The organism is Polaromonas glacialis (assembly GCF_000709345.1).
Classification (GTDB): domain Bacteria; phylum Pseudomonadota; class Gammaproteobacteria; order Burkholderiales; family Burkholderiaceae_C; genus Polaromonas; species Polaromonas glacialis.
Genome location: NZ_KL448323.1, coordinates 781369 through 805709 on the forward strand (window position 1 = coordinate 781369; position 24341 = coordinate 805709).

The following is a 24341-nucleotide window of genomic DNA, read 5'->3' on the forward strand; positions in this document are numbered from 1 at the left end:
GAGACGCCCATGAGCAGCAGCGCATCAGACTGGAATCCGCAATGGCTGGACCGCATGTACAACAACCGGCTGCTGGTGCCAGGCCATGGCGTGCATTTCGAGCGATGGGCGAAAGACTCCGAAAGCGCTCGCCAATCATGGCCTTGCCAGCTGGGCCTCGCCTACGGCAAGAACCCCAGCGAAATGCTGGATATCTTTCCGGCCAGCGAAAGCCGCGCAGGTCACAAGGAGCCGGTGCTGGTATTCATTCATGGCGGCTACTGGCGCGCGCTGGACAAGGCCGACCACTCCTTCATCGCCCCGCAGTTCACGCAGGCTGGCGCTTGCGTCGTGGTGCTGAACCATACGCTGTGCCCTGCGGTCAGCATTCCCGACATCGTCCAGCAGATGGCCCGTGCGCTGGCCTGGACCTGGCGGCATGTTGCGGACTTTGGCGGCGATCCGGAACGCATCACGGTGGCGGGCCATTCGGCGGGCGGCCATCTGGCCGCCATGCTGCTGGCCCATGACTGGGCCGCGCATGCGCCCGATCTGCCGCAAGGCCTGGTCAAAAATGCGCTGTCGATTTCAGGCCTGTACGACCTGGAGCCGATTCGCCTGACGCCTTTTTTGAGGGATTTGAACCTGACGCCCGAACAGGTTCGCCTGGCCAGTCCGGTGATGCTGCCGCCTCCGCCGGAAGGCACGCTTTACAGCGTGGCAGGGGGCGACGAAAGCGATGAATTCCTGCGGCAGAACCGCTTGATCCAGCACGCCTGGGGCCTTGACACCGTTCCCGTCTGCGAATCGCTGCCGGGCCTGAATCATTTCAGCATCCTCGAAGCCCTGGTCGAGCCTTCGCACCGCCTGCACCGGCTGGCGCTTGAACTTCTCGGCCTCGATGAAGTGCCGAGCCGCTGAAGCGCTGCGCGGCTGGGTTCACATCATCAGGTCCTCGTTCGAGTTCTTGCCGCCCAGCACCACATAGTTGACCTTGCGGATGTCCATGAGCCGGGTGCCGCCCGAGTAGCTGATGGCGCTTTGCACGTCTTCTTCCATCTCGCGCAGCGTATCGACCAGCTTGCCCTTGATCGGCTCCAGGATGCGCTTGCCTTCGACATGCTTGTACTCGCCCTTGTTGAAGTCCGACGCGCTGCCGTAATACTCCTTGAACAGCTTGCCATCGACCTCGACGGTCTGGCCGGGGCTTTCCTCCAGGCCGGCCAGCATCGAGCCAATCATGACCATGGTGGCGCCAAAGCGGATCGACTTGGCGATGTCGCCATGCTCGCGGATGCCGCCGTCGGCAATGATGGGTTTGGTCGCCACGCGGGCGCACCACTTGAGCGCCGACAGCTGCCAGCCGCCGGTGCCAAAGCCGGTCTTCATCTTGGTGATGCAGACCTTGCCGGGGCCAATGCCGACCTTGGTCGCATCGGCGCCCCAGTTTTCCAGGTCGATCACCGCTTCGGGCGTGGCCACGTTGCCGGCGATCACGAAGGATTGCGGCAAATGCTTCTTCAGGTAGGCGATCATTTTCTGCACCGTGTCGGCATGGCCGTGGGCGATGTCGATGGTGATGTATTCGGGCGCCAGGTCTTCGGCGACCAGCTGGTCCACCGTGTCGTAGTCGGGCTGCTTCACGCCCAGCGAGATGGATGCGTACACGCCCCTGGCCTTCATGTCGCGCACGAACTGCAGGTTGTCCAGGTCAAAGCGGTGCATGACATAAAAATAGCCGTTTTGCGCCATCCAGACGCAGATGTCTTCGTTGACGACGGTTTTCATGTTCGCCGGCACCACCGGGATGCGAAAGCTGCGCGCGCCCAGCGTCACGCTGGCATTGCATTCCGAGCGGCTTTCCACGCGGCATTTGCGCGGCAGCAGCAGGATGTTGTCGTAGTCGAATATTTCCATGATTTTCCCAAGCTCCAAAAAAACTGTTGTTGCTGAACAGAAGGCGCTTGGACTGGCCGGTTTTTGGCGGGAACCTCACTGCAAGTGTGAGGCTTCAATAAAAAAACCGGGCGCAATTGCTTGGGCCCGGTGACTGATTCTAAAGGCCTGGAAAACCGCCAGGCACTATCGGCTGCAATATCCTTGCAGTCCGAGTTTCAAGGAGCGACGCAGCGCGATTGCGCCGCCAGCAGCACCTGGCCTTTTTCATCCTCGACCCAGCCGATGACGCGCAGGCGCTCCGGATTGGCCGCCGGTGCAATGTTCATGGAGCGGCTTTCAAACAGCCTGTTCTGCTCATCTTTTAATAGCTGCTTGCGCCCGTCCCATGTGCGGGAAAGCACGTTTCGGACAAGATTTCGCTCCACGGGCGAGCCCTCCAGGCCGGCCGGCAGCGTTTCCACCAGCGCCAGCCACGCGGTCAAGGGCTGCCTGGCCGCTGGCGATACCGGCTTGAGTTCGATGGAGGCGCCCAGGTAATCGGCCACCGGCAAACCGTGGGCCACGCGCAAGCCCGCGCCCTTGATGCCTTTGATGGCATGCACAACCGTCTGGCTTTTGGCCGGCACGCTTTGGCTGAGCGACTCCAGCCGGGCCAGCGCATCGCGCGTCGCCACGGCCGACAGCGGCGCGTCGTCGCCCTGGAGGCTGGGTAGAACCCAGTCCAGCGCGACGGCATTTCTTGCCGGCATCGGCGTGGCCGGGTCGGCCCAGCAGGTGCCGCAGTCGGCGTTGATGAAACGCTCCATGAGCTGGACCGGCCGGCTCTGGCCGTCGCTGGCGCAAAAAGACTGGGCCTGCGCTGGGGAAATGGACGCGGCCAAGGCTGCCGCAGCGAGCAATTGCGCGAAGAGAGGAGTTGAAAGGGTTGTCATGGGCAAAAAGGATTCGTCCGGGGCTTTTTAAACTGGGCCATGTTTTCATGGAGTCGCGCCATCATTCTTGTTTTTGACAAATCCTGCTGGCCTGCGCCGCAAAGCCCTGCGCAGGTTTCCTGCAAGTGCCAGCCTGATTTCTGAACGCCCGTGTCCATGATCAAACGCATGAACCCTTCCACGCTGATCGGCATGCTGGCCAGCGTGCTGCTGCTGGCGATCGTGCTATTTTTCGCGGCCGACGATGCACGCATGTACGTGGACTGGCCCAGCCTGGGCATTGTGCTGGGCGGCACGCTGGCAGCGACATTCCTGAGCTATCCGCTCAAGGAGGTGTTCCGGGTCTTCAGCCTGATTGCCACGGTGACGCGCAACGAGCACACGTACACGCACAACGACATTGAGGAACTGGTGCGGATTTCCAAGCTGTGGATCAACGGCGACCTGCATGCGGTCGAGCGGGCGCTGGAAAACGTGACCAACCCCTTCCTGCGCACCGGGGTGCAGCTGGTGATCGACCAGACACCGGAAGACGACATCCTGGACCTGATGCAGTGGCGCATCTCGCGGCTGCGCGCGCGCGAAGCCGCCGAAGCGCAGCTGTTTCGCGTCATGGCGAACTTTGCCCCGGCCTTTGGCATGCTTGGAACGCTGGTCGGCCTGATCAACCTGATGAGCTTGCTGGGCGGCGGCGACATGCGCGACATCGGCCAGCAGCTGGCGGTCGCGCTGATGACCACGTTCTACGGCATCTTGCTGGCCAACCTGGTGTTCAAGCCGGTGGCCGTCAAGCTGGAGCGCCGAACCGAAACCCGGGTGGTGCTGATGAACATGGTGCTGCAGGGCATCTCGATGATGTGCGAGCGGCGCAGCCCTGCGCTCATGCGCGAAACCCTCAAGTCCTTCATGGCGCATCACGAGGACGAGATCTTTGATGGCCGGCAGCCCGGGAAAAATGGCGAAAAACGGGTGGCGGCGCCCGGTCCCGCCCGCTGAGCATGGCGACCGCCGGATACGTCGAAATGTTGCTTCATGAAAATTCGCGCGCATCGTTGGCCGGTCATGAAAGGGATGCCGGCGGCAGGCAGGCGCCGCATGCCAGGGCATCGCCTCCACCCGTGCCGCCGAAGCCTTTTGGGGCGAGCGCAAAGCTGCGCAAGGGCCGCTTTGCGCGCTGGCATCTTGAACCCGCCCTGGTGGCCGAGGAAGAGGGCTGGCTCCTGACCTACCTGGATGTCATCACCTTGCTGCTGGTGATGATGGTGGTGGTGATGCTGGCCTTTGCCGGTTCCGGCCCGCACGGGATGCCAGCCAATGGAAGCCCCAGTGCGGGGCATTGGCCGGCATCCGGAGCGCTTCCGGTTCTCGGCATTCCTGGCAGCGCGGCGCCGATACCCCTTCCGGTGCCCGTGCTGCCCGCCAGTTCCGAAGCTGCGCCTGAGCCCGACATCGCGCCTGAACCGGATTTGCTGGCAAGTCTGGCGCTGGACCCTCTGGACAAGAACATCGAGGTGATCGTGAGCAAGGGAACGGTCAGCTTTCGCATCAGCAGCGAGGTGCTGTTCAACTCCGGCGAGGCCACGCTCAGCGAGGCGGGGCGCGGCGTGATGAGCCGGCTCGTGCCGACCCTGGGCAAGGTCCCCGGCTACCGCGTCGTGGTCGAGGGTCATACCGACAACATGCCGATCCAGACCGGGCGCTTTCCATCCAACTGGGAACTCTCCACCGGCCGGGCCGCCAGCGTGGTGCGCCATTTTCAGGGACAGGGCATTGACGCGGCCCGCATGCGGGCAACGGGCTTTGCCGACACCCGGCCGATTGCGTCCAACGACACGGCGCAGGGCAGGGCGAGCAACCGCCATGTGGAAGTGATCCTGGAAGCGTCCAGGTAGCCTTCCGATCAAAATCAGGCCGGCCGGCCGGCGGGCAGGGGACTTTCTACAATAAGCGATGTTCTCAGACCTCGTTTCCCCATCACCCCTGCTGCACAACCTCAATTCCGAGCAACTCGCCGCCGTCACCCTGCCGGCCACGCATGCCCTGATCCTGGCGGGCGCCGGTTCGGGCAAGACACGCGTGCTGACCACCCGCATCGCCTGGCTGCTGCAGACCGGCCAGGTGTCGCCCGGCGGCATCCTGGCCGTGACCTTCACCAACAAGGCGGCCAAGGAAATGCTCACGCGACTGTCCGCCATGCTGCCCATCAATGTGCGCGGCATGTGGATCGGCACTTTCCACGGGCTGTGCAACCGCTTCTTGCGCGCGCACCACAAGCTGGCCAATCTGCCCTCGACGTTCCAGATCCTCGACACGCAGGACCAGCTCTCAGCCATCAAGCGGCTGTGCAAGCAGTTCAATGTGGACGAGGATCGCTTTCCGCCCAAGCAGTTGCAGTGGTACATCGCCGCCTGCAAGGAAGACGGCCAGCGCGCCAGGGACGTGCCGGTGCGGGACGAGGAAAGCCGCAAGAAGGCCGAGATTTATGCGCTGTATGAAGCGCAGTGCCAGCGCGAAGGCGTGGTCGATTTCGGCGAACTGATGCTGCGCAGCTACGAGCTGTTGCGTGACAACGCGCCGATCCGCGAGCATTACCAGCGGCGTTTTCGCCACATATTGATCGACGAGTTCCAGGACACCAACAAGCTGCAATATGCCTGGATCAAGATGCTGGCCGGGCAGGGCGACGAGGCCACGCACAGCGTGCAGGGCATGCCGGGCGGCTCGGTCATCGCGGTGGGCGACGACGACCAGAGCATCTACGCCTTTCGCGGCGCGCGCGTCGGTAACATGGCCGACTTCGTGCGCGAGTTCGAGGTCACGCACCAGATCAAGCTGGAGCGCAACTACCGCAGCTTCGGCAACATCCTGGATTCGGCCAACGAACTGATCAGCCACAACACCAAGCGCCTGGGCAAGAACCTGAGCACCGAGGCAGGGCCGGGCGAGCCGGTGCGGGTGTATGAATCGGCCAGCGACTTTGCCGAGGCGCAGTGGTTTGTAGATGAGGTCAAGCAACTCGTGCGGGACGGCACCGAGCGCAAGGAGATCGCGCTGCTGTACCGCAGCAATGCGCAAAGCCGGGTCATGGAAACCGCGCTGTTCAATGCCGGCATTCCGTACCGCGTCTATGGTGGCCTGCGGTTTTTCGAGCGCGCCGAAATCAAGCATGCGCTGGCTTATCTGCGCCTGCTCGACAACCCGAACGACGACACCAGCTTCATGCGCGTGGTGAACTTTCCGCCGCGCGGCATCGGCGCTCGCACCATCGAGCAGCTGCAGGACATTTCACGCGCCTCGGGCTGCTCGCTGCATGACGGCGTGAGCGCCGTTCCGGGCAAGGCCGGCGCCAACCTGGGCGCCTTTGTCGCCAGGCTCGATGTGATGCGCGAACAGTCCGAAGGCGCTACGTTGCGCGAAATCATCGAACTCGTGCTGCAGCACAGCGGCCTGGAGGAACACTACAAAACCGACAAGGACGGCCAGGACCGGCTGGAGAATCTGGCCGAACTGGTGAACGCGGCCGAGGCCTTCGTCAGCCAGGAAGGTTTTGGCCGCGATGCCGTGGCGCTGCCGGTCGATGAACTGGGCGACGCCGGCCTGAGCCAGTCGCCCGCCAGCCAGGGGCTGGACCTGAGCGCGCCCGTGCTCGACCAGCCTTCGCCCGAACTGCTGGCGCCCGACCTGGAAACCGGCGAGACGCTGTCGCCGCTGGTCGCCTTCCTGACCCATGCCGCGCTCGAAGCCGGCGACAACCAGGCGCAGGCCGGCCAGGATGCGGTGCAGCTCATGACGGTGCATTCGTCCAAGGGGCTGGAATTTGACTGCGTGTTCATCACCGGGCTGGAGGAAGGCCTGTTTCCGCATGAAAACGCCATGAGCGACAAGGACGGGCTCGAAGAGGAGCGCCGCCTGATGTACGTCGCCATCACCCGGGCCAGAAAGCGCCTGTACCTGAGCCATTCGCAGACGCGCATGCTGCACGGCCAGACGCGCTACAACGCCAAGAGCCGGTTTTTCGACGAACTGCCCGAAGCGGCGCTCAAGTGGATCACGCCGAAGAAGAAGGGCTTTTCCTCGGGTCTGGGCGCGGGCTCGGGAAATTGGGGAAATGCTGGCAATTCAGGAGCTGGTAGTGCCCGTGGCGATTGGGCCAGCAGTGTATTTTCTTCACAATCCGGCGGTGCGGAGCGTTTTGCCAGCCCGCCCGTTCCGGCGCAAAAGAGCGCGCTTTCGCATGGGCTGAAAACCGGAATGAATGTGTTCCATGCCAAGTTTGGCGAAGGCAAGGTGCAGATGTTGGAGGGCAGCGGCGACGATGCGCGTGCGCAGATCAATTTCACCCGGCACGGCGTGAAATGGCTGGCGCTGAGCGTGGCCAAGCTGACGGTGATTTAACGCCGGCGCGCGCCGGGATCAGGCGGCATCGTCGGCAAGCGCTTCATCTGTTTCCGAAAAACAGTCCCGGAAGGTGAAGTAGATCGAGGTGAAGAACATGGCCACGATCACCAGCGCCACCGGGAACATGGCGACGGTGGCCAGCATCGGGTTGCCCAGCAGCGTGGCGATCAGCGACACCGCAATCGCCGCCAGCACGAACACACCCGTCCAGGCCAGGCCGAAGACGGTGAAGGCGCCAAAGTTCTTGTAGCAGGCCATGGCGCTGAAAAACAGGCTCTTGACCGGCGACACGCCATGCCAGTGAACCAGCGCCGGCGCATGCCAGAACAGCAGCGACAGCGGCAGGTACAGCGCCATCGCCACCCACATCGCCAACTGGAAACTGTCCTGCAGCACCAGCTCCTCGGTGATTTTTCCGCCCACCAGGTACAGGCTGGCAAACTGCCCGCCATCGACCAGCGCCGAAATGCCCATCAGCGCCAGGAAGCCGGCGGCATACAGCGCGCCCAGCACCATCATGGCCCGCAGGCGCTGCTGGCCGGCGCGGAAGGCGCTGATCAGGATGGAGGGCATGGGGAACTTGCCCTTGGTGGCTTCCTGGGTCGCCGCCATCAGGCCCAGCGTGGCGGCGGGCAGCAGCGCCAAGGCCAGCGCCGCGCCGATGAAGGGCACCAGCGTGGCGACCGACAGCATCGCCATGAACATGAAGAACAGGCCCGCCATGGCCAGCGGCTGCTTGATAAATGTCGTGATGCCCAGCTTGACCCAGGTCAGGCCGGTGCGGGCGGGAACAATGTTCAATTTCATGGAATAGAGCTACAAAAGATAGGGCTGCGCCAGCCGTTGGCGCAGCACGCGCTCGAAGTGGCCGGGGTCGTGGGCCTTGAGCACGGCGGCATCGCGCGGCAGGTAAAAATCCCACAGCCGCGACACCCAGAAGCGCAGCGCCCCGGCGCGCTGCAGCGCGGGCAGCAGCGTGCGTTCCTGCGCCGTCAGCGGCCGAACCTTCTGGTAGGCCGACATGAACGCATCGGCGCGTGTTTTGTCGAGCCGGCCGCTTTCCAGCTCGATGCACCAGTCGTTCAGGCAGATGCCGATGTCGAACAAAAAAGTGTCGCAGCCGGCAAAGTAGAAGTCGAAAAAACCCGTGAGCTGGCCGTTCTCGAACATGACGTTGTCACGGAACAGGTCGGCATGGATGACGCCGCGCGGCAGGCTGCGGTAGCCAGGCGACTCGGCAACATGGTTTTGATACGCCAGTTCGCCCTGGATCAGGCTGCGCTGGTCTTCTTCTAGGAAAGGCAGCACCACCGGAACGGTTTGGTTCCACCAGGCCAGGCCGCGCAGATTGGGCTGCTGGCGCTCATAGTCGAGGCCGGCCAAGTGCAGGCGGGCCAGCATGTCGCCCACCCCGGCGGAGTGAAGCGGCGTGGGCGCGAGTTCGCTGTGGCCGCGCAGCTTGTTGACCACGGCGGCGGGCTTGCCCTTGAGGCGGTGCAGCAGCTTGCCCTTGGCGTCGGGCGCCGGGTTGGGCACGGGAATGCCGCGTGTCGCCAGATGCTTCATCAGGTGCAGGTAAAACGGCAACTGATCAAACGTCAGGCGTTCGAACAGCGTCAGCACATACTGGCCCTGGTCGGTGTCGGCGAAATAGTTGGTGTTTTCGATGCCGCCTGATGCGCCCTTGAGGTGCTGCAGTTGACCCAAATCTAGAAAGCGCAAGAACGCTGCAGCCTCGTCAAACGAGACTTCGGTGAATACGGCCATGCGTGAAAAAGAACCCTGTGCTGGAAAAAAAGAAAGGAGGCGGGAATCAGAACTTCAGCACGTTCCAGACGCGCGAACCGTTGGTGTCGTTGCTGGTGGCAGCGGGTGCCGTGCCCCGGGCGCCTTCGGCAGGCTTGACCTCGTAGGCGGCGCCGCCGGTCTTGGGCTGGACCGTGATCTGCTGGGTTTCGCCGCCGACGCGCAACTCGTCGATGCGGGTGCCGGCATCTTCGGTGCGGATGCGCTCGATCTTCCTGTCGGGCCGGGCCGGTTTTTCCCGGATCGCCGCCTCGGCGGGTGCCGGCGTCTGAGCCACGGCCGCAGCCAGCGGCAGCGCTGCAAGGGCAGCGGCAAAAAGTAGGCGAAGAGCGGTTTTCATGCCTGCATTGTAGGCGTGCGAAGCCGGGCCCACGCAGGAATAAAAGGGCATTTCTCCTTGCAAAATGGTCTTTGAAGTCAAGGACCAGGCCGTGGTCGAAACGCTGCCGCATGGCTTGTTGCCCAGGCGGGAAACGCCAGGCCGATATCCCCGACAATCTGCCCTTATGACCCTTGAGAAAAAAACCTTGCTGCTGGTCGATGGCTCCAGCTACCTGTACCGCGCCTTCCATGCCATGCCCGATTTGCGCGTCACTCCCGGCGACCCGCAAAGCCCGGCCACCGGCGCGATACGCGGCATGATCAACATGATGCACAAGCTGCGCAAGGACGTTCGGGCCGACTACGCGGTGTGCGTGTTCGATGCCAAGGGGCCGACCTTTCGCGACGCGCTGTACCCCGAGTACAAGGCGCAGCGGTCGGCCATGCCCGACGACCTGCGCAGCCAGGTCGAGGCGATTCACGAGGTGGTGCAACTGCTGGGCTGGAAGGTGCTGGCCGTGCCGGGCGTCGAGGCCGATGACGTCATCGGCACGCTGGCCTGCATGGCGTCCCGCCAGCAGATAGAGGTCATCATCTCCAGTGGCGACAAGGACCTGAGCCAGCTGGTCGATGAGCACATCACCGTCATCGACACCATGAACGACCGCCGCCGCGACCTGGCCGGCGTCGAGGCCGAATTCGGTGTGCCGCCGCGCCTGATGGTGGACTATCAGGCGCTGGTCGGCGATGTGGTGGACAACGTCCCGGGCGTGCCCAAGGTCGGACCGAAAACCGCCGTCAAGTGGCTGCTCGAATACGGCTCGCTCGATGCGCTGGTGGCGCGGGCCGGCGAGATCAAGGGCATCGTCGGCGAGAACCTGCGCAAGTCGCTGGACTGGCTGCCCAAGGGCCGCGAGTTGCTGACCATCAAAAAGGACTGCGATCTGGCCGGTTACATCGACGGCCTGCCTGCTATGGAATCCATAGCTATCGGCGCACAGCAGACAAGCGCGTTGAGGGTTTTTTATCTTAAATATGGTTTCAAGGGGCTGGTCGGCCAGATCGACGCCGAAAGCACGCCGCCCGAGCTGGTCGGCGGCCCGGAGCGCCGCAAGCCGCGCGCGCCCGTCGCTTCGCCTGATTCGCCCGGACTGTTCGACGACGACGAGCCTTCGCCGCCTGACGCGCCGCTGGCAGCGCGCGCCAGCAACCTGCTGTACGACACGATCCTGACCTGGGAGGCGCTGGACGGCTGGCTGGCCAGGATCGAGGCGGCCGAGCTGGTCGCGGTCGATACCGAAACCACCTCGCTCGACGAGATGCGGGCGCAGATCGTCGGCATCAGCTTCAGCGTCACGCCCGGCGAGGCCGGCTACATTCCCATGAGCCACGACTATCCCGGCGCGCCCGGGCAGTTGCCCATCGACGAGGTGCTGGCCCGCCTCAAGCCCTGGCTGGAAAACCCGGCCCGTGCCAAGCTCGGCCAGAATGTCAAGTACGACCGCCACGTGTTCGCCAACCACGGCATCGAGGTGCAGGGCTATGCGCACGACACCATGCTGCAAAGCTACGTGTTGGAGGCGCACAAGCCGCACGGGCTGGCCAGCCTGGCCGAGCGGCATGTGGGCCGCAGCGGCATCAATTACGAAGACCTGTGCGGCAAGGGTGCGAGTCAGATCAAGTTCAACCAGGTCGAGATTGCCAAGGCGGCCGAATATTCATGCGAAGACTCCGACCAGACGCTCGACGTTCACCGCGTGTTGTGGCCGCAGCTGCAGGCTGATCACAAGCTGTTGTTCATCTATGAACTGGAAATGCGCAGCAGTGAATCGCTCTACCGTATCGAGCGCAACGGCGTGCTGATCGACGCGCCGATGCTGGCCAAACAAAGCCATGAACTCGGCCAGCGCCTGCTGCAGCTGGAGACCGAGGCTTATGAAATCGCCGGCCAGCCCTTCAACCTGGGCAGCCCCAAGCAGCTGGCCGAGATTTTCTTTGACAAGCTTGGCATGAAGGTGGTCAAGAAAACGCCCAGCGGCGCACGCAGCACCGACGAGGAAGTGTTGGAGAAGCTGGCCGAAGACTATCCGCTGCCCGCCAAGCTGCTGGAGCACCGCAGCCTGTCCAAGCTCAAGGGCACCTACACGGACAAGCTGGCGCAGCTGGCGCTTGAGCGCACCGGCCGGGTCCACACCCACTATGCACAGGCCGTGGCCGTGACCGGCAGGCTGTCGAGCAACGACCCGAATCTGCAGAACATTCCGATCCGCACCGTCGAGGGCCGGCGCGTTCGCGAGGCTTTCGTGGCCCCCGCCGGCAGCCTGATCGCCAGCGCCGATTATTCGCAGATTGAGCTGCGCATCATGGCGCACATCAGCGGCGACGAAGCCTTGCTGCATGCCTTCACCGCCGGGCTGGACGTGCATCGCGCGACGGCCTCCGAGGTCTTTGGCGTGGCGCTCGAAGAGGTCAGCAGCGAGCAGCGCCGCTACGCCAAGGTGATCAACTTCGGCCTGATCTACGGCATGAGCAGCTTTGGCCTGGCGAAAAACCTGGGAATTGAAACGAAAGCGGCGGCAGCCTACATCGACCGCTATTTCCAGCGCTACCCCGGCGTGAAGAACTACATGGACGAAACCCGGATGCTGGCCAAGAGCCAGGGTTATGTCGAAACGGTATTCGGCCGGCGCCTGTACCTGCCCGAGATCAATTCGCCGAACGGCCCGCGCCGCGCCGGCGCCGAACGGGCCGCCATCAACGCGCCGATGCAGGGCACGGCGGCCGACCTGATCAAGCTGAGCATGGTGAAGGTGCAGCAGGTGCTGGATGCCGAAAATCGCCAGAGCAAGATGATCATGCAGGTGCATGACGAACTGGTGTTCGAGGTGCCCGAGGCCGAGGTCGAATGGGTGCGGCTGGAGATTCCGCGCCTGATGGCCGGCGTGGCCGAACTCAAGGTACCGCTGCTGGCCGAGATCGGGATTGGCGGGAACTGGGAAAAAGCGCACTGAAGAGACGCATCGTCTCGTGTCGCAATGCCCCTGAATTGGCTTGAGTCCTCGATGCGATTGTTGGTATCTGGCTACGCTGAAAGTTCATGATCAGGCCATGTCCGGAAAGTCAATGGAGCCATTTCATGGTTGCGGCGATTGCACGAAGCCCAGAAACGCGACGTCGAGCTTGTCATGGCGGGTTGCCACAAGCGAAAACCTTCATGCGCCGAAAAAGGTTAAATCGGGCCTTTTCGCTTTACTGCCGTCACTTCTTTGCTATAAATAATGAAGTGCACAATCCTTTTTCAATGACTTGCCCGGCCTTGCCCCACAATCGCACGCTGTCCAAAAGAAATCAGGCAGCCGTTCCGACAAGAAAGTGACTTGCATGCGTTTCATCCATACCGCCGACCTGCACATCGACAGCCCCTTGCGTGGACTGAGCCGCTATGAAGGCGCGCCGCTGGAGCGGCTTCGTGGCGCGACGCGCCGCGCGCTGGAGCGTCTGGTGGACCTGGCGCTGGATGAGCAGGTCGATTTTGTGCTGATTGCCGGCGATCTGTACGACCGGGACTGGCAGGATTTTCATACCGGCCTGTTCGTGCGCGAGCAGATGGTGCGCCTGGGCCGCCAGGGCATTCGCGTGTTCATCGTGCAGGGCAACCACGATGCGCGTGGCGTGATCACGCGGCAGATTCCGTGGCCTGACCATGTCAAGGTGTTTTCCAGCCGCACCGCCGAAACCGTTTGCCTGCAAGCCCTGGGCGTGGCGATTCACGGCCACAGCTTTCCGGACCGCGAGGTGCCCGAAGACCTGGTGCCCGGCTACCCCATGGCGGTACCGGGCTGTTTCAATATCGGCCTGCTGCATACCAGCCTGACCGGCATTGGCGGGCATGACACCTACGCGCCAACGACCTTGCAGGACCTGAAATCCAGGGGCTACGACTACTGGGCGCTGGGACACATCCATGCCCGGCAGGTGATCTGCGAGCAGCCCCGGGTGGTGTTTCCGGGCAATCTCCAGGGTCGCCATGCCCGCGAAACCGGCCCCAAGGGCTGTGAACTGGTCACGGTCGAAGGTAGCCGGATAACCGCCAGCTTCATGCCGCTGGCCGTGGTTCGCTGGCACCAGATCGGCATCGATTTGCAGACGGTGAAGACATTGGATGAACTGCCTTTGCGGGTTGAGCAGGCGCTGGAACTTGCGGCATCCGAAGACGGCGATGCGCTGCATGCGGTCCGGATGGTGCTGTCCGGCGAAACCCATCTGCATGCCCTGGAAGCGCGCCAGCCCGGAACCTTGGCCGCAGCCGTGCAGGCCGCCGCGCAGGATGTTTCTGGCGCGGAGGTATGGATCGAGCAGGTCAGGCTCGATTTGCGCTCGCCCCTGGACAGGTCGCGGGTGGAGCAGGGCGACGATGCCCTAGGCGAACTGGTGCGCTGGGTTGACCTGCTGGCCAACGACGGCCCCGGACTGGAGGACTTTTGCCGCACGGCCCTGACCGACGTACTGGGCAAGGTGCCTGCCGAGGTGCTGGCGGCCATGGCCCACGAGGCTGCCGACGCCACCACGGACATTCCCCGGCTGGACGATGGCGCGGCGCTGCTGGCCCTGTTGAAGGATGCCGAAGCCACGCTGCTGGCGCGGCTGACAAGCCCAGAAGTGAATGCATGAAAATCCGCAAACTGTTCCTGACGGCGTTTGGCCCGTTCACCAATGCCGCGCTGGATTTCTCGGGCGCGGCCAACCTGCACCTGGTCTATGGCGCCAACGAGGCCGGCAAGTCTTCGGCGCTGCGTGCCATGACCGATCTGCGCTACGGTATTCATCCGCGCAGCAAGGACGATTTTGTGCATGGCTTCAAGGACATGCTGTTGGCGGGGTGTTTCGAGGATGCGGCGGGCGCCGCTGTAGGCCTGGCGCGCCGCAAGGGCAACAAGAACCCGCTGATGAATGCCGACCCGTCAAGCGGCCTGCCTTTGACGGACCCTGCGGTTTCCGCCGACGTGCTGCTGGCGCTGACCGGCGGGGTAGCGCGCGAGCAGTTCGACACCATGTATGGCCTGAATTCCGCGCACCTGCGCAAGGGCGGCCAGATGCTGATCCAGGGCGAAGGCGAACTGGGCGCCGCGCTGTTCGAGGCCAGCACCGGCTCGGCCGGCATCAAACAGATGCTCCAGACGCTGCAACTTGACGCGAAAAAATACTTTGTCCCCAAGGGCCAGTTGCCCATCCTCAATGAAGCTGCGCGGCAGCTCGAAGAGGCCCGCCAGCGCTACCGGCAGGCCGTGACCAAGCCGGACCAGTGGAAGGCGCTCAAGCGTGTCCATGACGAGGCGCAGGCCCAGCTTGCGCAGGCCAGGGAACAACTGGCCGGCCAGCGCAGGCGGCTTGGAGCGCTGACCGAGTTGCGGGCGGTCGAGCCCCTGCTGCGCGAGCTGGACATGGCCGAAAGCCAGTGGGACGCGGTGCAAGGCCATGTGGCGCTGCCAGCCGATGCCCGGGACTGCAGGCTGGCCGCGCTTTTGCACCAGGCGCAGTCGCACAGCGCGCTGCTTGAAGCCGACGAAGCGATTGCACAATGCCGCGATTCGCTGCTGGCGCTGGAGATCGAGCCCCTGCTGCTCACCCATGCGGCGGCCATCGACCGACTGGAGGCCGACGTGTCGCTGGTGCGGCGCGAGCGTGATGTCCGGCGCAAGCTGCAGGCTGCGACCGATGACGAAGGCCGGCAGCTGATGCTGCGGGTGCAGCAGATGCAGTCCGGCCGCCAGGCGGTTGACAGCCTGGAAGAATTCTTCAGTCATGCGCCGTCGGCGGCGGACCAGGCCGAGGTGCTGCGCACGCTGGAAGCGTTTCAGGCACTGAACATCGAGTTGCAGCATGTCCAGTCCCGGCTGGCGGCAGACGACTGCGAGCTGGCGCAACTGCGGCGCGAGGAGGTCCATGAGCCGGCAGCGGATTTGCGACAGGCCCTGACGCTGGCGCTGGAGCAGGCCCGGTCGCTGGGCGATGCGCAGCAGCGGCTGTTGGGCCTGCAGGCCGGACTGGAAACCGAGCAGCGCAAGCTCGACGGGTCATTGCGCGACATGGGGCTGCAGTCGCCCGCGCAACTGACGCTCACGGGCTGGCTCGCCGTTGCCGAAATCGATGGCTGGGAACGCGAACGCAGCGAACTGCTCAGGCAGACAGCGCTTGACGGGAACCGGATTGAGCAGTTGCAGACCGATCTGGCATTGCAGCACCGGCGCAGCAAGCGCCTGGCAGCTACTGGCGAAGTCGTGACGGGCGACACCTTGCGCCAAGCCAGGGAACTGCGGGAAGCCAACTGGCAGGCCCTACGGTTTGTTTTTCTCAACCCTGATGCAGAAGCGGCCAAGCGTTCAAGTAGCGAGACGTTCGACGACACCCTGCCGCTACGTTTCGAGCAGGCGCAGGCCGAGGCCGACCGGCAGGCTGACCTGTTGCGCGAGGGTGCGCAGCGAGCCGCCGAAGTGGCCGAATGCGGGCAGCGCATTGCAGAAATGACGCAGGCGCTTTCCGACCTGCAGGCCCGCCAGGCCGAACACGCCCAGACACTGGCGTCGCTGGACAGCCGCTGGCAGCAAACCCTGTCGCGCCTGGGGATTCCCGCCGGCACGGCAGCCGGGGTGCGGGAGTGGCTGGTGGTCCGGCAAACGGCACTCGACCGGCATGAGCGCCTTGCGCAGGCCAGGCTTTCCCAGGACCTGCTGGCGCAGCAGATGGCGGCAGCCTGCCAGGGCTTGTGCCATGCCCTGCGGGCGCTGGGGTACGCACTGCCTGCGATACAGCCACCCCTCGATGCGCTGGTCGCGCTGGGCACCGCCGCCGACCGCGAACTGGTGACCGCGCGGGCTGCGATGCAGCGCTGGCGTGTTGACCTGATCAGCCTGGAGCAGAGCATTCAGGCTGACCAGGCCCGCGATGCCGAACTGGCCCGGTTGATCCAGAACTCTCGTGTGGCGCTGGACCACAGTTGCTCGCGCCTGTTCCTGGACAAGGATGCCGAAGCGCCGGCCCTCAAGGCGCGGCTCGCTGAACTCCAGCACTGGGTCAATGACTACCAGCTGCATGCGGGCCAGCAGCATCAGCTCAGGCAAATGCAGGCGAGCGAAGAAGCTGTCGCCGAATCGGCAGCTGCCCTGGGCCAGCTGTTGGGGGAAGCGCTCCTGGATCATCTGGATGCCTGGATCGATGCGCTGGCCGGGAGGCTCTCGCGTTCCCGCGAGGCCTCCGCGACAAAGGCATCGCTGCAACGCAGGGAGGCCGAGGAAGCCGCGCGCCGGCAACGTGCATGCTCGGCCCTCGAAGAGGCCCGTCAGACCCTTCAAGGGCTGGTCAGCCAGGCAGGGGTGCAGCATGCCGACGAGCTGCCGGAGGCGGAAACCCGCTCCAGCCAGCAGCACGCGCTGCGCCTGCGCCTTCAGGGGCTCAGGGACCAGCTTGCACGAACTTCCCGCAAGGACGCTTCCACCCTGCGCCACGAACTTGCCAGCCGGGACAGCGTGACCATCGAGCAGGAAAAACAGACCTGCGCGGCTGCGATCCTCGGGCTGGAGTCAGACGAAAAAACTGCCATCGAGGCAGAGCAGGCCGCCCGGCTTGCGCTGGCGACAATCGACACATCGGACGACGCGGCCCGGGCCAAGGAAGAAATGGAAGCCGCCATTGCCCGCTACCGCGCCGGCGTGCGGCCCTGGGCGCAGCTCAAGCTGGCCGAAGCACTGCTGGGTGAAGCCCTGCGCCGCCACCGCGAAAAAGCGCAGGGCCCGGTGGTGGCCCTGGCAGGCGAGTACTTCCGGCTCATGACGGCGGGGCGCTTTGTGCGGCTGGTGGTCGATGCCGACAGCGACACGCCGCTGCTGCTCGCCCAGCCGGCCCAGGGCAAGGCCCTGGAGATTTCGGCATTGAGCGAAGGTACGGCCGACCAGTTGTACCTCGCCTTGCGGCTGGCCGCGCTGGAAGTGCAGCGCAAGCCCGGCCGCATGATGCCGCTGGTGCTCGACGATGTGTTCATGACCGCCGATGACGAACGGGCCACCCACATGTTCCGCGCCCTGGCAAAATTCGCCGCTGCATCGCAGGTGCTGGTGTTCACCCACCACCACCATTTGCTGGCGCTGGCGTCTGGCGCTGTCGGGGAAAACGGGTTGCGGGTGCATCGGCTCGAAGCCGCACCTGCGCACGGCCAGTGAAGTCAGTGACAGGAAGGAGCGTTTCGACGTTCCTGTTAATGGTTATTTACTGCCTTTGCGCACTACCAGCAAGCGCTGACAGCTATCATTTTTGATTTCAATGAAAGACAAGGGGATTGCATGATTGTTCGTTTCCACATCGACCCGATGGAGCAGGACCTGTATGAATACAGCGTCAGCTATGAAGGGGAGACGCTGTATGCCGATGTTGGTCTGGGCTCCATGGAGGACTGCATCGTCGCCGCCACGGAAGGGCTGGACCAGGAAGCCGTGGCTGCCGAAATAGCCTACAAGGGAATCATCAGCGGAACCTATGCGCTGGCGTCGCTGGCCCTGATGTCTGGGCAGATTGCCGACCATGCGCTTCAAACGACGCTGGCCATTGAAGAGGTTTTACCCTGAAGCCCTGGGGTTGCCGTGCTGTTAGAAGCCCGGACTGTCCACAAAATCCGTCCCAGTCCAGGCACCTGTCAGGCTGGTTTCCCGCCTCAGGAGAAAGGCTTCATTGACGCATTCCCGCAGCCTCGGTCTTTACCTGGCGATCTGCTTTTCGCTGCTGTCGCTGTTGCTGACCCTTATTTTGGTGGCGGTGATCGACGTCACCGTCACGAAGCAGGCCAAGGCCAGCATTGGCGCGAGTCTGGCCGAGCTTTCCTACCAGATGAGCTACCGGCTGGACCGGGCCATGTTCGAGCGTTACAGAGAAGTCCAGCTGATGGCCGAGCGAATCGGCACGGACAGCCGGGCCGTGCGCGAGCCTGTAAACCGCAGGGCGCTCGACAGCCTTCAGCGCACCTACCCGCATTACGCCTGGATGGGGGCCGCCGACCACCAGGGCCAGGTGCTGGTGGCCACCCGCGGCGTCCTGGAGGGCAGCGACGTTTCCGCCCGACCCTGGTTTCAGAATGCGCTGAAGGAAATTCATGTGGGCGATGTGCATGAGGCCAAGCTGCTGGCCAAGCTCCTGCCCAACACCACGGGAGCGCCCTTGCGTTTCGTGGACATCGCCTTTCCCTATGCAGGCGCAGACGGCCGGGTGCAGGGGGTGCTGGGCGCGCATCTTTCCTGGGAATGGGCCAAGACGATCGAGCAGTCGATCACCGAGCCGGTCGGCAAGGAGCGCGAGGTGGAAGCGCTGATCCTGTCGGCCGACAACAAGGTGCTGCTGGGACCGGCCGACCTGGAGGGGCAGACGCTGGCGCTGCAAAGCCTGCAAGGCTTTACAAAGGGCGCGCGCGGTTTTTACACGGAACGCCTGCCCGATGGCAACGACTACCTGGTGGGCATCAGCCAAGGCAGCGGTTATGCCGACTATCCGGGCCTGGGCTGGAAAGTGATCATGCGCCAGCCTCTCGATAACGCCTATTTGCCAGTCAAGCAGCTGCACAGGCAGGTGTTCCTGATTGGAATTCTGGTGGCATCGGTGTTTTCCCTGCTGGGATTCTGGGTTGCGCGCGCGATCACCCGCCCGATCAAGCTGCTGTCGCATTCGGCGCAGCGGCTGGAGTCCGGCGAGCATGACGCCATCAACGCCATCGGCGCCATCGATCCCGCCTACACCGAAGTCAGCGCTCTGGGGCGGTCGCTCAATTCCCTGATCCGCAACCTTCAGCAAAAGGAAGCCGACCTGAAAGATCTCAATGCCACGCTTGAACACCGGGTGGCGCAACGAACCCTTGAGTTGACGCAAGCGCTGCAAAATGTGCGCGACAACGAAAACCGCATCAACACCATCGTCGAAACCGCCCAGGACGCGTTTATCGGCGTGAATTTCCAGGGGCGCATCACCGACTGGAATTCACAGGCGGAAGTCATGCTGGGCTGGCGGCGCGATGAAATGCTGGGCCAGCCGCTGGAGCGCCTGGTGCCCGAGCGCTTTGCCGGCAGCATCCGCAAGGCGATGCAGGTGTTTGCCAGCACGGGGAAGGCCAGCTTCGTCAACACCAAGCTCGAACGGCTGGTGCAGACGCGTGATTCGGGAGAGCTTGCGGTGGAGGTGCGAGTCGGGCTCATCAACAACAGCAAGCTGAATTTTTTCAGCGCTTTCCTGCGCGATATTTCGGAGCGCAAGCAGGTCGAGCGCATGAAAAGCGAGTTCATTTCGACAGCCTCTCATGAGCTTCGAACGCCCTTGACGGCCATTTATGGTTCGCTCAGCCTGATCAATTCCGGCATGGCGGGCGATCTGCCGCCCGATGCCAAAGAGCTGGTGGATATTTCCTACCGGAGCGCCGAGCGGCTGGTGCTTCTCATCAACGACATTCTGGATGTTGAAAAAATCGAATCCCACAGCATGGTTTACCACAGGGCGGTGCTGCCGCTGCTGCCGCTGCTGGCCGAGTCGATACGGGCCACGCAAGGCTATGCGGACCAATACCAGGTGAAGTTTGAGCTGGTATCGGGCAGCGGTGAAGAAACCCTGGTGTGGGCCGATGCCGGCCGCCTGACCCAGGTCATGGTCAACCTGCTGTCCAATGCGGCCAAGTTTTCTCCGTCCGGCGGGGCCGTCGTCACCGTCAGCCTGCGGCGCGGTGCGGATTCCGTGCGTGTTTTGGTCACCGATGCCGGCATGGGCATTGCCGAGGATTTTCGCAGCCGGATATTTCAGCGCTTTGCCCAGTCCGACGGTTCGGATCGCCGGCAAAAAGGCGGCACCGGGCTGGGCCTGAACATCTGCAAAAGCATCATCGAGGCGCACCGGGGCCGGATTGATTTTGTCAGCGAACCCGGCAAGGGCTCTACCTTCTACTTCGATCTGCCGCTGGCTGGCTGAGCGTTCCACGCAGTTCAGGGCAGTTTAGGCTGATGGCCCACGCCCTTGCGCTTCATCTCGCCCCAGCTCGATTCCTGCTGACGCGCCCAGCGGTACAGGCCGATCAGCCGCCACCAGCTATTGATCTGGCGGTAGCCCAGGTTTTCCAGCACCACCACCAGCGCCAGCAGGGCCAGTTGCCTGAATTTCGGGTAGATGTGAAACGAAATTTCCTCCAGCAGCAGGCCCGAGGCCGACAGCAGGATGCCCAGGCCGATGGCCATGAACAGGAACACCGAGAAAGCCTGCCATGAGATCAGGTCAAACACATAGGCATACAGCATGAACAGGTAGCCGCCCAGCTCCACCAGCGGCCCCAGCCATTCAAACAGGATCATGAAGGGAAAAGCCACCCAGCCAGGCGCGCCGCCATTGCGGCTGAACATCAGCGCCCAGTGGCTGCTCAGGCTCTCGGACAAGCCGCGCTGCCAGCGTATGCGCTGGTTCCTGAGGGTGGTCCTGTCCTCGGGCGCCTCGGTCCAGCACACCGGCTCCGGCACAAAGATGATCCGGTAGGGCTTGCCCTGTTCCCTGAGCTGGCGATGTATGCGCACCACGAGTTCCATGTCTTCGCCGATGGTGTTGCTGCGGTAGCCGCCGGCGGCCACCACCACCTCTTTCTTGAACAGTCCGAAGGCGCCTGAAATGATCAGCATGGCATTGATTTGCGACCATCCCAGACGGCCGAACAAAAAAGCGCGCAGGTATTCGACCACTTGGAACAGGGCCCAGATATTGGTCGGCAGCCCGACCTTGGTCAAAAAGCCGTCTGTCACTTCGCAGCCATTGGCCACCCGCACGGTGCCGCCGGTGGCCACCGTGTCGGGATCGTTCAGGAAGGGCTTGGCCACGCGCTGCAGGCTGTCGCGCGCCAGGATCGAATCGGCATCGACGCCGCAAAACAGCGGGTGGTGGGCGACATTGATGCCGGCGTTCAGGGAGTCGGCCTTGCCGCCGTTTTCCTTGTCGATCACGCGAAGGTTGGGATGCACGAGTGAGCGGTAAATGCCCCGCACCGGCTTGGTCGCCAGCCCGTCTCGCTCGGCGGCAGGAAAGGGGAGCAGGGAAAACTCCCGCTTGAGCACTTCCAGTGTGTTGTCCTTGGAGCCGTCGTTGATGACGATGATTTCAAACTCCGAATACGTCAGCTGGAACATGGAGCGGATCGACGCGGTAATCGTGGCTTCTTCGTTGTAGGCCGGCACCAGGATGCTGATGCCTGGCTCCAGGCCGCTGAAGACCTGCGGCAGGTCGTCCAGCAGCTTTTCCTGCTTGTTGCGCTGCAGGGCAAAGATGGACAGGAAGTTAAGGGCGAGGTAGCCTGCGTTGAGCAGGATGAAATACGCGAAGATGGCCCAGGTGGTGAATTCAATCATGGGGGCAGGGCTTCAGGCCATGGGGCCGTGGTATTCGGCCAGCACATGGTCCAGCATGCCTATGGCCAGCCCATCCGTGGTTTGTTGGCGCAGCAGGCTCAGTTGTTGGGGGCCGAAGAACGGCAGCCTGGCCAGCGACTGCGCGGCCTGGTAGCGCACCCACCATTGCTCGTCATGCAGCGACTGGCGAAGCAGTCCAATGTCGTCCTCTTCGCCAAAACTGCCCAGGAACCTTGCTACTTCGACCCGGACCCGCCAATCGGCATGCTGCCAGAAATACCGCACCGCAGGCAGCAGCTTCGCATCCGAGGCCAGGTGCAACGCAGCCACCAGCGTGGCAGCTGACTTGCAGTTTTCCAGGATGAAGCGCACGGATTTCAGGGAAAGCTGAAGGTGAAGCGCATCGGCTAGCTGCAGCGCGCGCGTCCATTGACCCTGGTCCACCTTCAGGATGTTGTTGGCTAGCTGCAGCCAGAAAGCCTGCCGGGCTTCGCCCAGGAAGTTCGCAATCTGGGCAATGTCCCAGTCTCGCCGGTTGAGCAGCATGGGAAACAGCCATTCGGTGCCGCGCAGCGGGTCGATCTTGATCAGGGCGCGCGCTGCCTGGAGGGATGCGAGCCTGTCCGCCTGCGTGGCCTGCAGTGCCAGCGCGTCCCAGGACGCTTCGTCCCGAAGATGGCCCAGTGTCAGGATGGCCAGCAGCCGTTCGGAGCGGTTTCCCTTTTTCAGGAAGCCGCGTGCGGCCGCATCGCATCGCAGCTGCCTTGCCAGTCCATTGAGCCGGTCATTGGCCGGCCCGCGCAGCGACTCCTGCAGGTAAGTCCAGAGTTTGAGAAAGAAAAGCTGGTCCTGTGGGGCAAGTTCAGGCACTGGCGAGGGTGTTTCTTCATAAAGGGCCTCCAGCAGCAGCGGACGCCACCGGGCAATGAACTCTGCCTCGCGCCGGGCATTTCGGCGCATGGTGATCCGCAAGTAAATGATCACCAGCGCCAGCAGGATGGTCATGCCGACAGCGGCAATGCCGATATCGAAAGCCAGCGCCAGATACGGATCAGAAAATGTATTCAGCACCAAGATGCACGGTGTCTTGCCTGTAAAAACCGCCTTGCCAGGTGCGGGACAAGGCATAGCTGAACGCCCATTGGCGGCTCAGCGAGTGACGGCCCAGAAGGGCTGTCGAGCGAACATCCACCAGCAGCACCGTGTTGGCATTCACGGTGCTTGCTTCCTGACCGCTGCTGGCGATCAGGCCAATCGAACTGGCATTTCCGTAGTAATAGGCGCCGCGCAGTTCCGTGCTGCTGGCGTTGGTGCCCAGTGCGCGCACGGGACGCCAGGCCGCCGACAGGCTGAAGGACGAGAAATAATGCTCCAGCGCCAGGCTGGCACTGTTGATGTTGGCCGTGCTGTAGCGCCGGTTGCCCAGGCCGGCATGGACCAGCCAGGCGGGCGCGAATTCATACTGAAGCGTGGCCTCCAGCTCATGCCTGGCCAGCACCCGGTGCGAAGGACTGATACGCCCGCCCAGTGACAAGGTGGCCTGCCCGGACAGCGGGGTGACGTACAGGCCGCCGATCTGCTGGTCATCCAGGCCAAAGCGGCGTGTTTGCGTGAAGCCCAGTTCGAGGACATCACGCGGGCTGGACTTGGGGGCCACGCGCAGTGTTTCGGAGTGCCAGCCGGGGCTGCCGTTGCTCATTTGGCTCGATTCGGCGCTGAGTCCGACCAGGGTTTGAAGCGTGTCGGTTTGGGCAAGGGATGCCACCGGAATCGCCAGCATGACAAAGTAAAAAGCTTGTATTTTCATGGTCGCTGCAGGGAAAGCCGCTTGATGCGCGCCAGCAGTTCCGCCGGCTGAAAGGGTTTGAGCACATAGTCATTGGCGCCTGCGCTAAGCGCACGGACAATGTCCTGCTCCTGCGTCTTGGCCGTCAGCATGATGACCGGGGTATTCTTCCAGGCGGGCTGCTCGCGCAGCAGGCCAAGCAGCGCAAAACCATCAAAAAAGGGCAGCATGACATCCAGCAGCACCATGGCGGGCGGCGGATTGTTTTCTATGAACTTTTTGGCCTGGCGGCCATCGCGCGCCTGATGGACCAGGTACTTCTCTCGCTTGAGCATGAAGGAGAGCAAATGCGAAATATTCTCGTCGTCTTCTGCGACCAGGACCGTGGGCGCAAGAGTTGGCGGCGTTGTCATGGCGATGTCCTGAACCCAACGAAGGCTGATTGCGGCATCTGCATCAGCGCTTCCAGGAAGAAGAAGAAGAAGGGAAGGTACAAGGCCAAAATGAATTAGGTGACGAGCCTTGACCCCGGCACTGGCTCCGCAGTTAGGGCTGCTTGGTTCCCCATCTGACCCGGTTGGCCGCTTTACCATGCGGGAAGGCCCGTCACGTCGAATTATAAGGGCGATGGCCTAGCGCTTTGGCTTACCCGGAGAATTTTCAGGAAAACCGCAGCAGTAGCTTCATCCATTCCTTATCCAGAGCGGCCCGGAAAAGCTGCAGAATGCGTTCCTGACCCTGGCAGATCGCCACTCCGAAAGTCTGCCTGCGCCTACACCAGAGTTCATGGCATCGCAGGCACAATCGTTGATTCACTAC

At 63.2% G+C, this 24341-nt stretch carries 19 protein-coding genes and 1 other RNA gene; 9 read left to right on the forward strand and 11 right to left on the reverse strand.

The window, feature by feature from the left end; translation table 11 throughout:
• The first annotated feature begins 9 nt into the window (after positions 1–9).
• Positions 10–900 carry an alpha/beta hydrolase gene (locus EC86_RS0104120; protein WP_029524420.1) on the forward strand — a complete coding sequence of 297 codons (891 nt, stop codon included), beginning with the start codon at positions 10–12 and terminating at the stop codon, positions 898–900.
• 18 nt (positions 901–918) lie between these two features.
• On the opposite strand, the gene EC86_RS0104125 is transcribed toward EC86_RS0104120, so the two are convergent.
• The 3 genes from EC86_RS0104125 to EC86_RS28515 form a co-directional block, all read right to left on the reverse strand.
• The gene (locus EC86_RS0104125; RefSeq protein WP_029524421.1) at positions 919–1896 is read right to left on the reverse strand and encodes a GMP reductase; all 978 of its coding nucleotides are present in this window, start codon (positions 1894–1896) and stop codon (positions 919–921) included.
• A gap of 197 nt (positions 1897–2093) precedes the next feature.
• The gene (locus EC86_RS0104130) at positions 2094–2810 is read right to left on the reverse strand and encodes a hypothetical protein (RefSeq protein WP_029524422.1); all 717 of its coding nucleotides are present in this window, start codon (positions 2808–2810) and stop codon (positions 2094–2096) included.
• Positions 2807–2980, reverse strand: a complete 174-nt coding sequence (locus EC86_RS28515) for a hypothetical protein (protein WP_156955212.1) — start codon at positions 2978–2980, stop codon at positions 2807–2809. The genes EC86_RS0104130 and EC86_RS28515 overlap by 4 nt, the downstream gene beginning before the upstream one ends.
• Between EC86_RS28515 and EC86_RS0104140 the strand changes: the two genes are divergently transcribed.
• From EC86_RS0104140 to EC86_RS0104150, 3 genes are read left to right on the forward strand one after another with little or no spacing between them, the layout of a single operon-like run.
• Positions 2979–3806 (forward strand): motility protein A, encoded by an 828-nt coding sequence (locus EC86_RS0104140; protein WP_029524423.1) that lies wholly within the window; start codon positions 2979–2981, stop codon positions 3804–3806. The two genes, EC86_RS28515 and EC86_RS0104140, sit on opposite strands and share 2 nt — an antisense overlap.
• 26 nt (positions 3807–3832) lie before the next feature.
• Positions 3833–4702, forward strand: a complete 870-nt coding sequence (locus EC86_RS0104145) for an OmpA/MotB family protein (RefSeq protein WP_084181504.1) — start codon at positions 3833–3835, stop codon at positions 4700–4702.
• Positions 4703–4760: 58 nt separating this feature from the next.
• Positions 4761–7205, forward strand: a complete 2445-nt coding sequence (locus EC86_RS0104150; protein ID WP_029524425.1) for a UvrD-helicase domain-containing protein — start codon at positions 4761–4763, stop codon at positions 7203–7205.
• Positions 7206–7223: 18 nt separating this feature from the next.
• Here the strand turns inward: EC86_RS0104150 and EC86_RS0104155 are convergent, their stop codons facing one another.
• From EC86_RS0104155 to EC86_RS0104165, 3 genes are read right to left on the reverse strand one after another with little or no spacing between them, the layout of a single operon-like run.
• Positions 7224–8015, reverse strand: a complete 792-nt coding sequence (locus EC86_RS0104155; RefSeq protein ID WP_029524426.1) for a BPSS1780 family membrane protein — start codon at positions 8013–8015, stop codon at positions 7224–7226.
• 9 nt (positions 8016–8024) lie between these two features.
• Positions 8025–8975, reverse strand: coding sequence for a homoserine kinase (locus EC86_RS0104160; protein WP_029524427.1), 951 nt, complete (start codon positions 8973–8975; stop codon positions 8025–8027).
• A gap of 46 nt (positions 8976–9021) precedes the next feature.
• On the reverse strand, positions 9022–9354 hold the full coding sequence (locus EC86_RS0104165) for a hypothetical protein (protein WP_029524428.1): 333 nt from the start codon (positions 9352–9354) through the stop codon (positions 9022–9024).
• 166 nt (positions 9355–9520) lie between these two features.
• Here EC86_RS0104165 and polA point away from each other — a divergent pair, with 166 nt between their 5' ends.
• The 5 genes from polA to EC86_RS0104190 all read left to right on the forward strand — a co-directional run bounded on the left by polA (position 9521) and on the right by EC86_RS0104190 (position 20321).
• Positions 9521–12346, forward strand: coding sequence for a DNA polymerase I (gene polA / locus EC86_RS0104170; RefSeq protein WP_029524429.1), 2826 nt, complete (start codon positions 9521–9523; stop codon positions 12344–12346).
• A gap of 370 nt (positions 12347–12716) precedes the next feature.
• Positions 12717–14006: a metallophosphoesterase family protein gene (locus tag EC86_RS25895; RefSeq protein WP_029524430.1), complete on the forward strand. Its 1290-nt coding sequence runs from the start codon at positions 12717–12719 to the stop codon at positions 14004–14006.
• Positions 14003–17548 (forward strand): YhaN family protein, encoded by a 3546-nt coding sequence (locus EC86_RS0104180; protein WP_029524431.1) that lies wholly within the window; start codon positions 14003–14005, stop codon positions 17546–17548. The genes EC86_RS25895 and EC86_RS0104180 overlap by 4 nt, the downstream gene beginning before the upstream one ends.
• A 120-nt stretch (positions 17549–17668) precedes the next feature.
• Positions 17669–17950, forward strand: a complete 282-nt coding sequence (locus EC86_RS0104185) for a hypothetical protein (protein WP_029524432.1) — start codon at positions 17669–17671, stop codon at positions 17948–17950.
• 103 nt (positions 17951–18053) lie between these two features.
• Positions 18054–20321 carry a HAMP domain-containing histidine kinase gene (locus tag EC86_RS0104190; RefSeq protein WP_029524433.1) on the forward strand — a complete coding sequence of 756 codons (2268 nt, stop codon included), beginning with the start codon at positions 18054–18056 and terminating at the stop codon, positions 20319–20321.
• A 14-nt stretch (positions 20322–20335) separates the two neighbouring features.
• Here the strand turns inward: EC86_RS0104190 and EC86_RS0104195 are convergent, their stop codons facing one another.
• The 5 genes from EC86_RS0104195 to ffs form a co-directional block, all read right to left on the reverse strand.
• A complete protein-coding gene (locus EC86_RS0104195) occupies positions 20336–21736 on the reverse strand; it encodes a glycosyltransferase family 2 protein (protein ID WP_029524434.1) in 1401 nt (466 codons plus the stop codon).
• 12 nt (positions 21737–21748) lie between these two features.
• Positions 21749–22807: a HEAT repeat domain-containing protein gene (locus EC86_RS25900; protein WP_198026755.1), complete on the reverse strand. Its 1059-nt coding sequence runs from the start codon at positions 22805–22807 to the stop codon at positions 21749–21751.
• A complete protein-coding gene (locus EC86_RS0104205; RefSeq protein WP_029524436.1) occupies positions 22788–23543 on the reverse strand; it encodes a YaiO family outer membrane beta-barrel protein in 756 nt (251 codons plus the stop codon). The genes EC86_RS25900 and EC86_RS0104205 overlap by 20 nt, the downstream gene beginning before the upstream one ends.
• Positions 23540–23935, reverse strand: a complete 396-nt coding sequence (locus EC86_RS0104210; RefSeq protein ID WP_029524437.1) for a response regulator transcription factor — start codon at positions 23933–23935, stop codon at positions 23540–23542. Before EC86_RS0104210 ends, EC86_RS0104205 begins: the two co-directional genes overlap by 4 nt.
• A 98-nt stretch (positions 23936–24033) precedes the next feature.
• Positions 24034–24130: signal recognition particle sRNA small type (gene ffs / locus EC86_RS27535), an RNA gene on the reverse strand.
• Between the last annotated feature and the right edge of the window lie 211 nt (positions 24131–24341).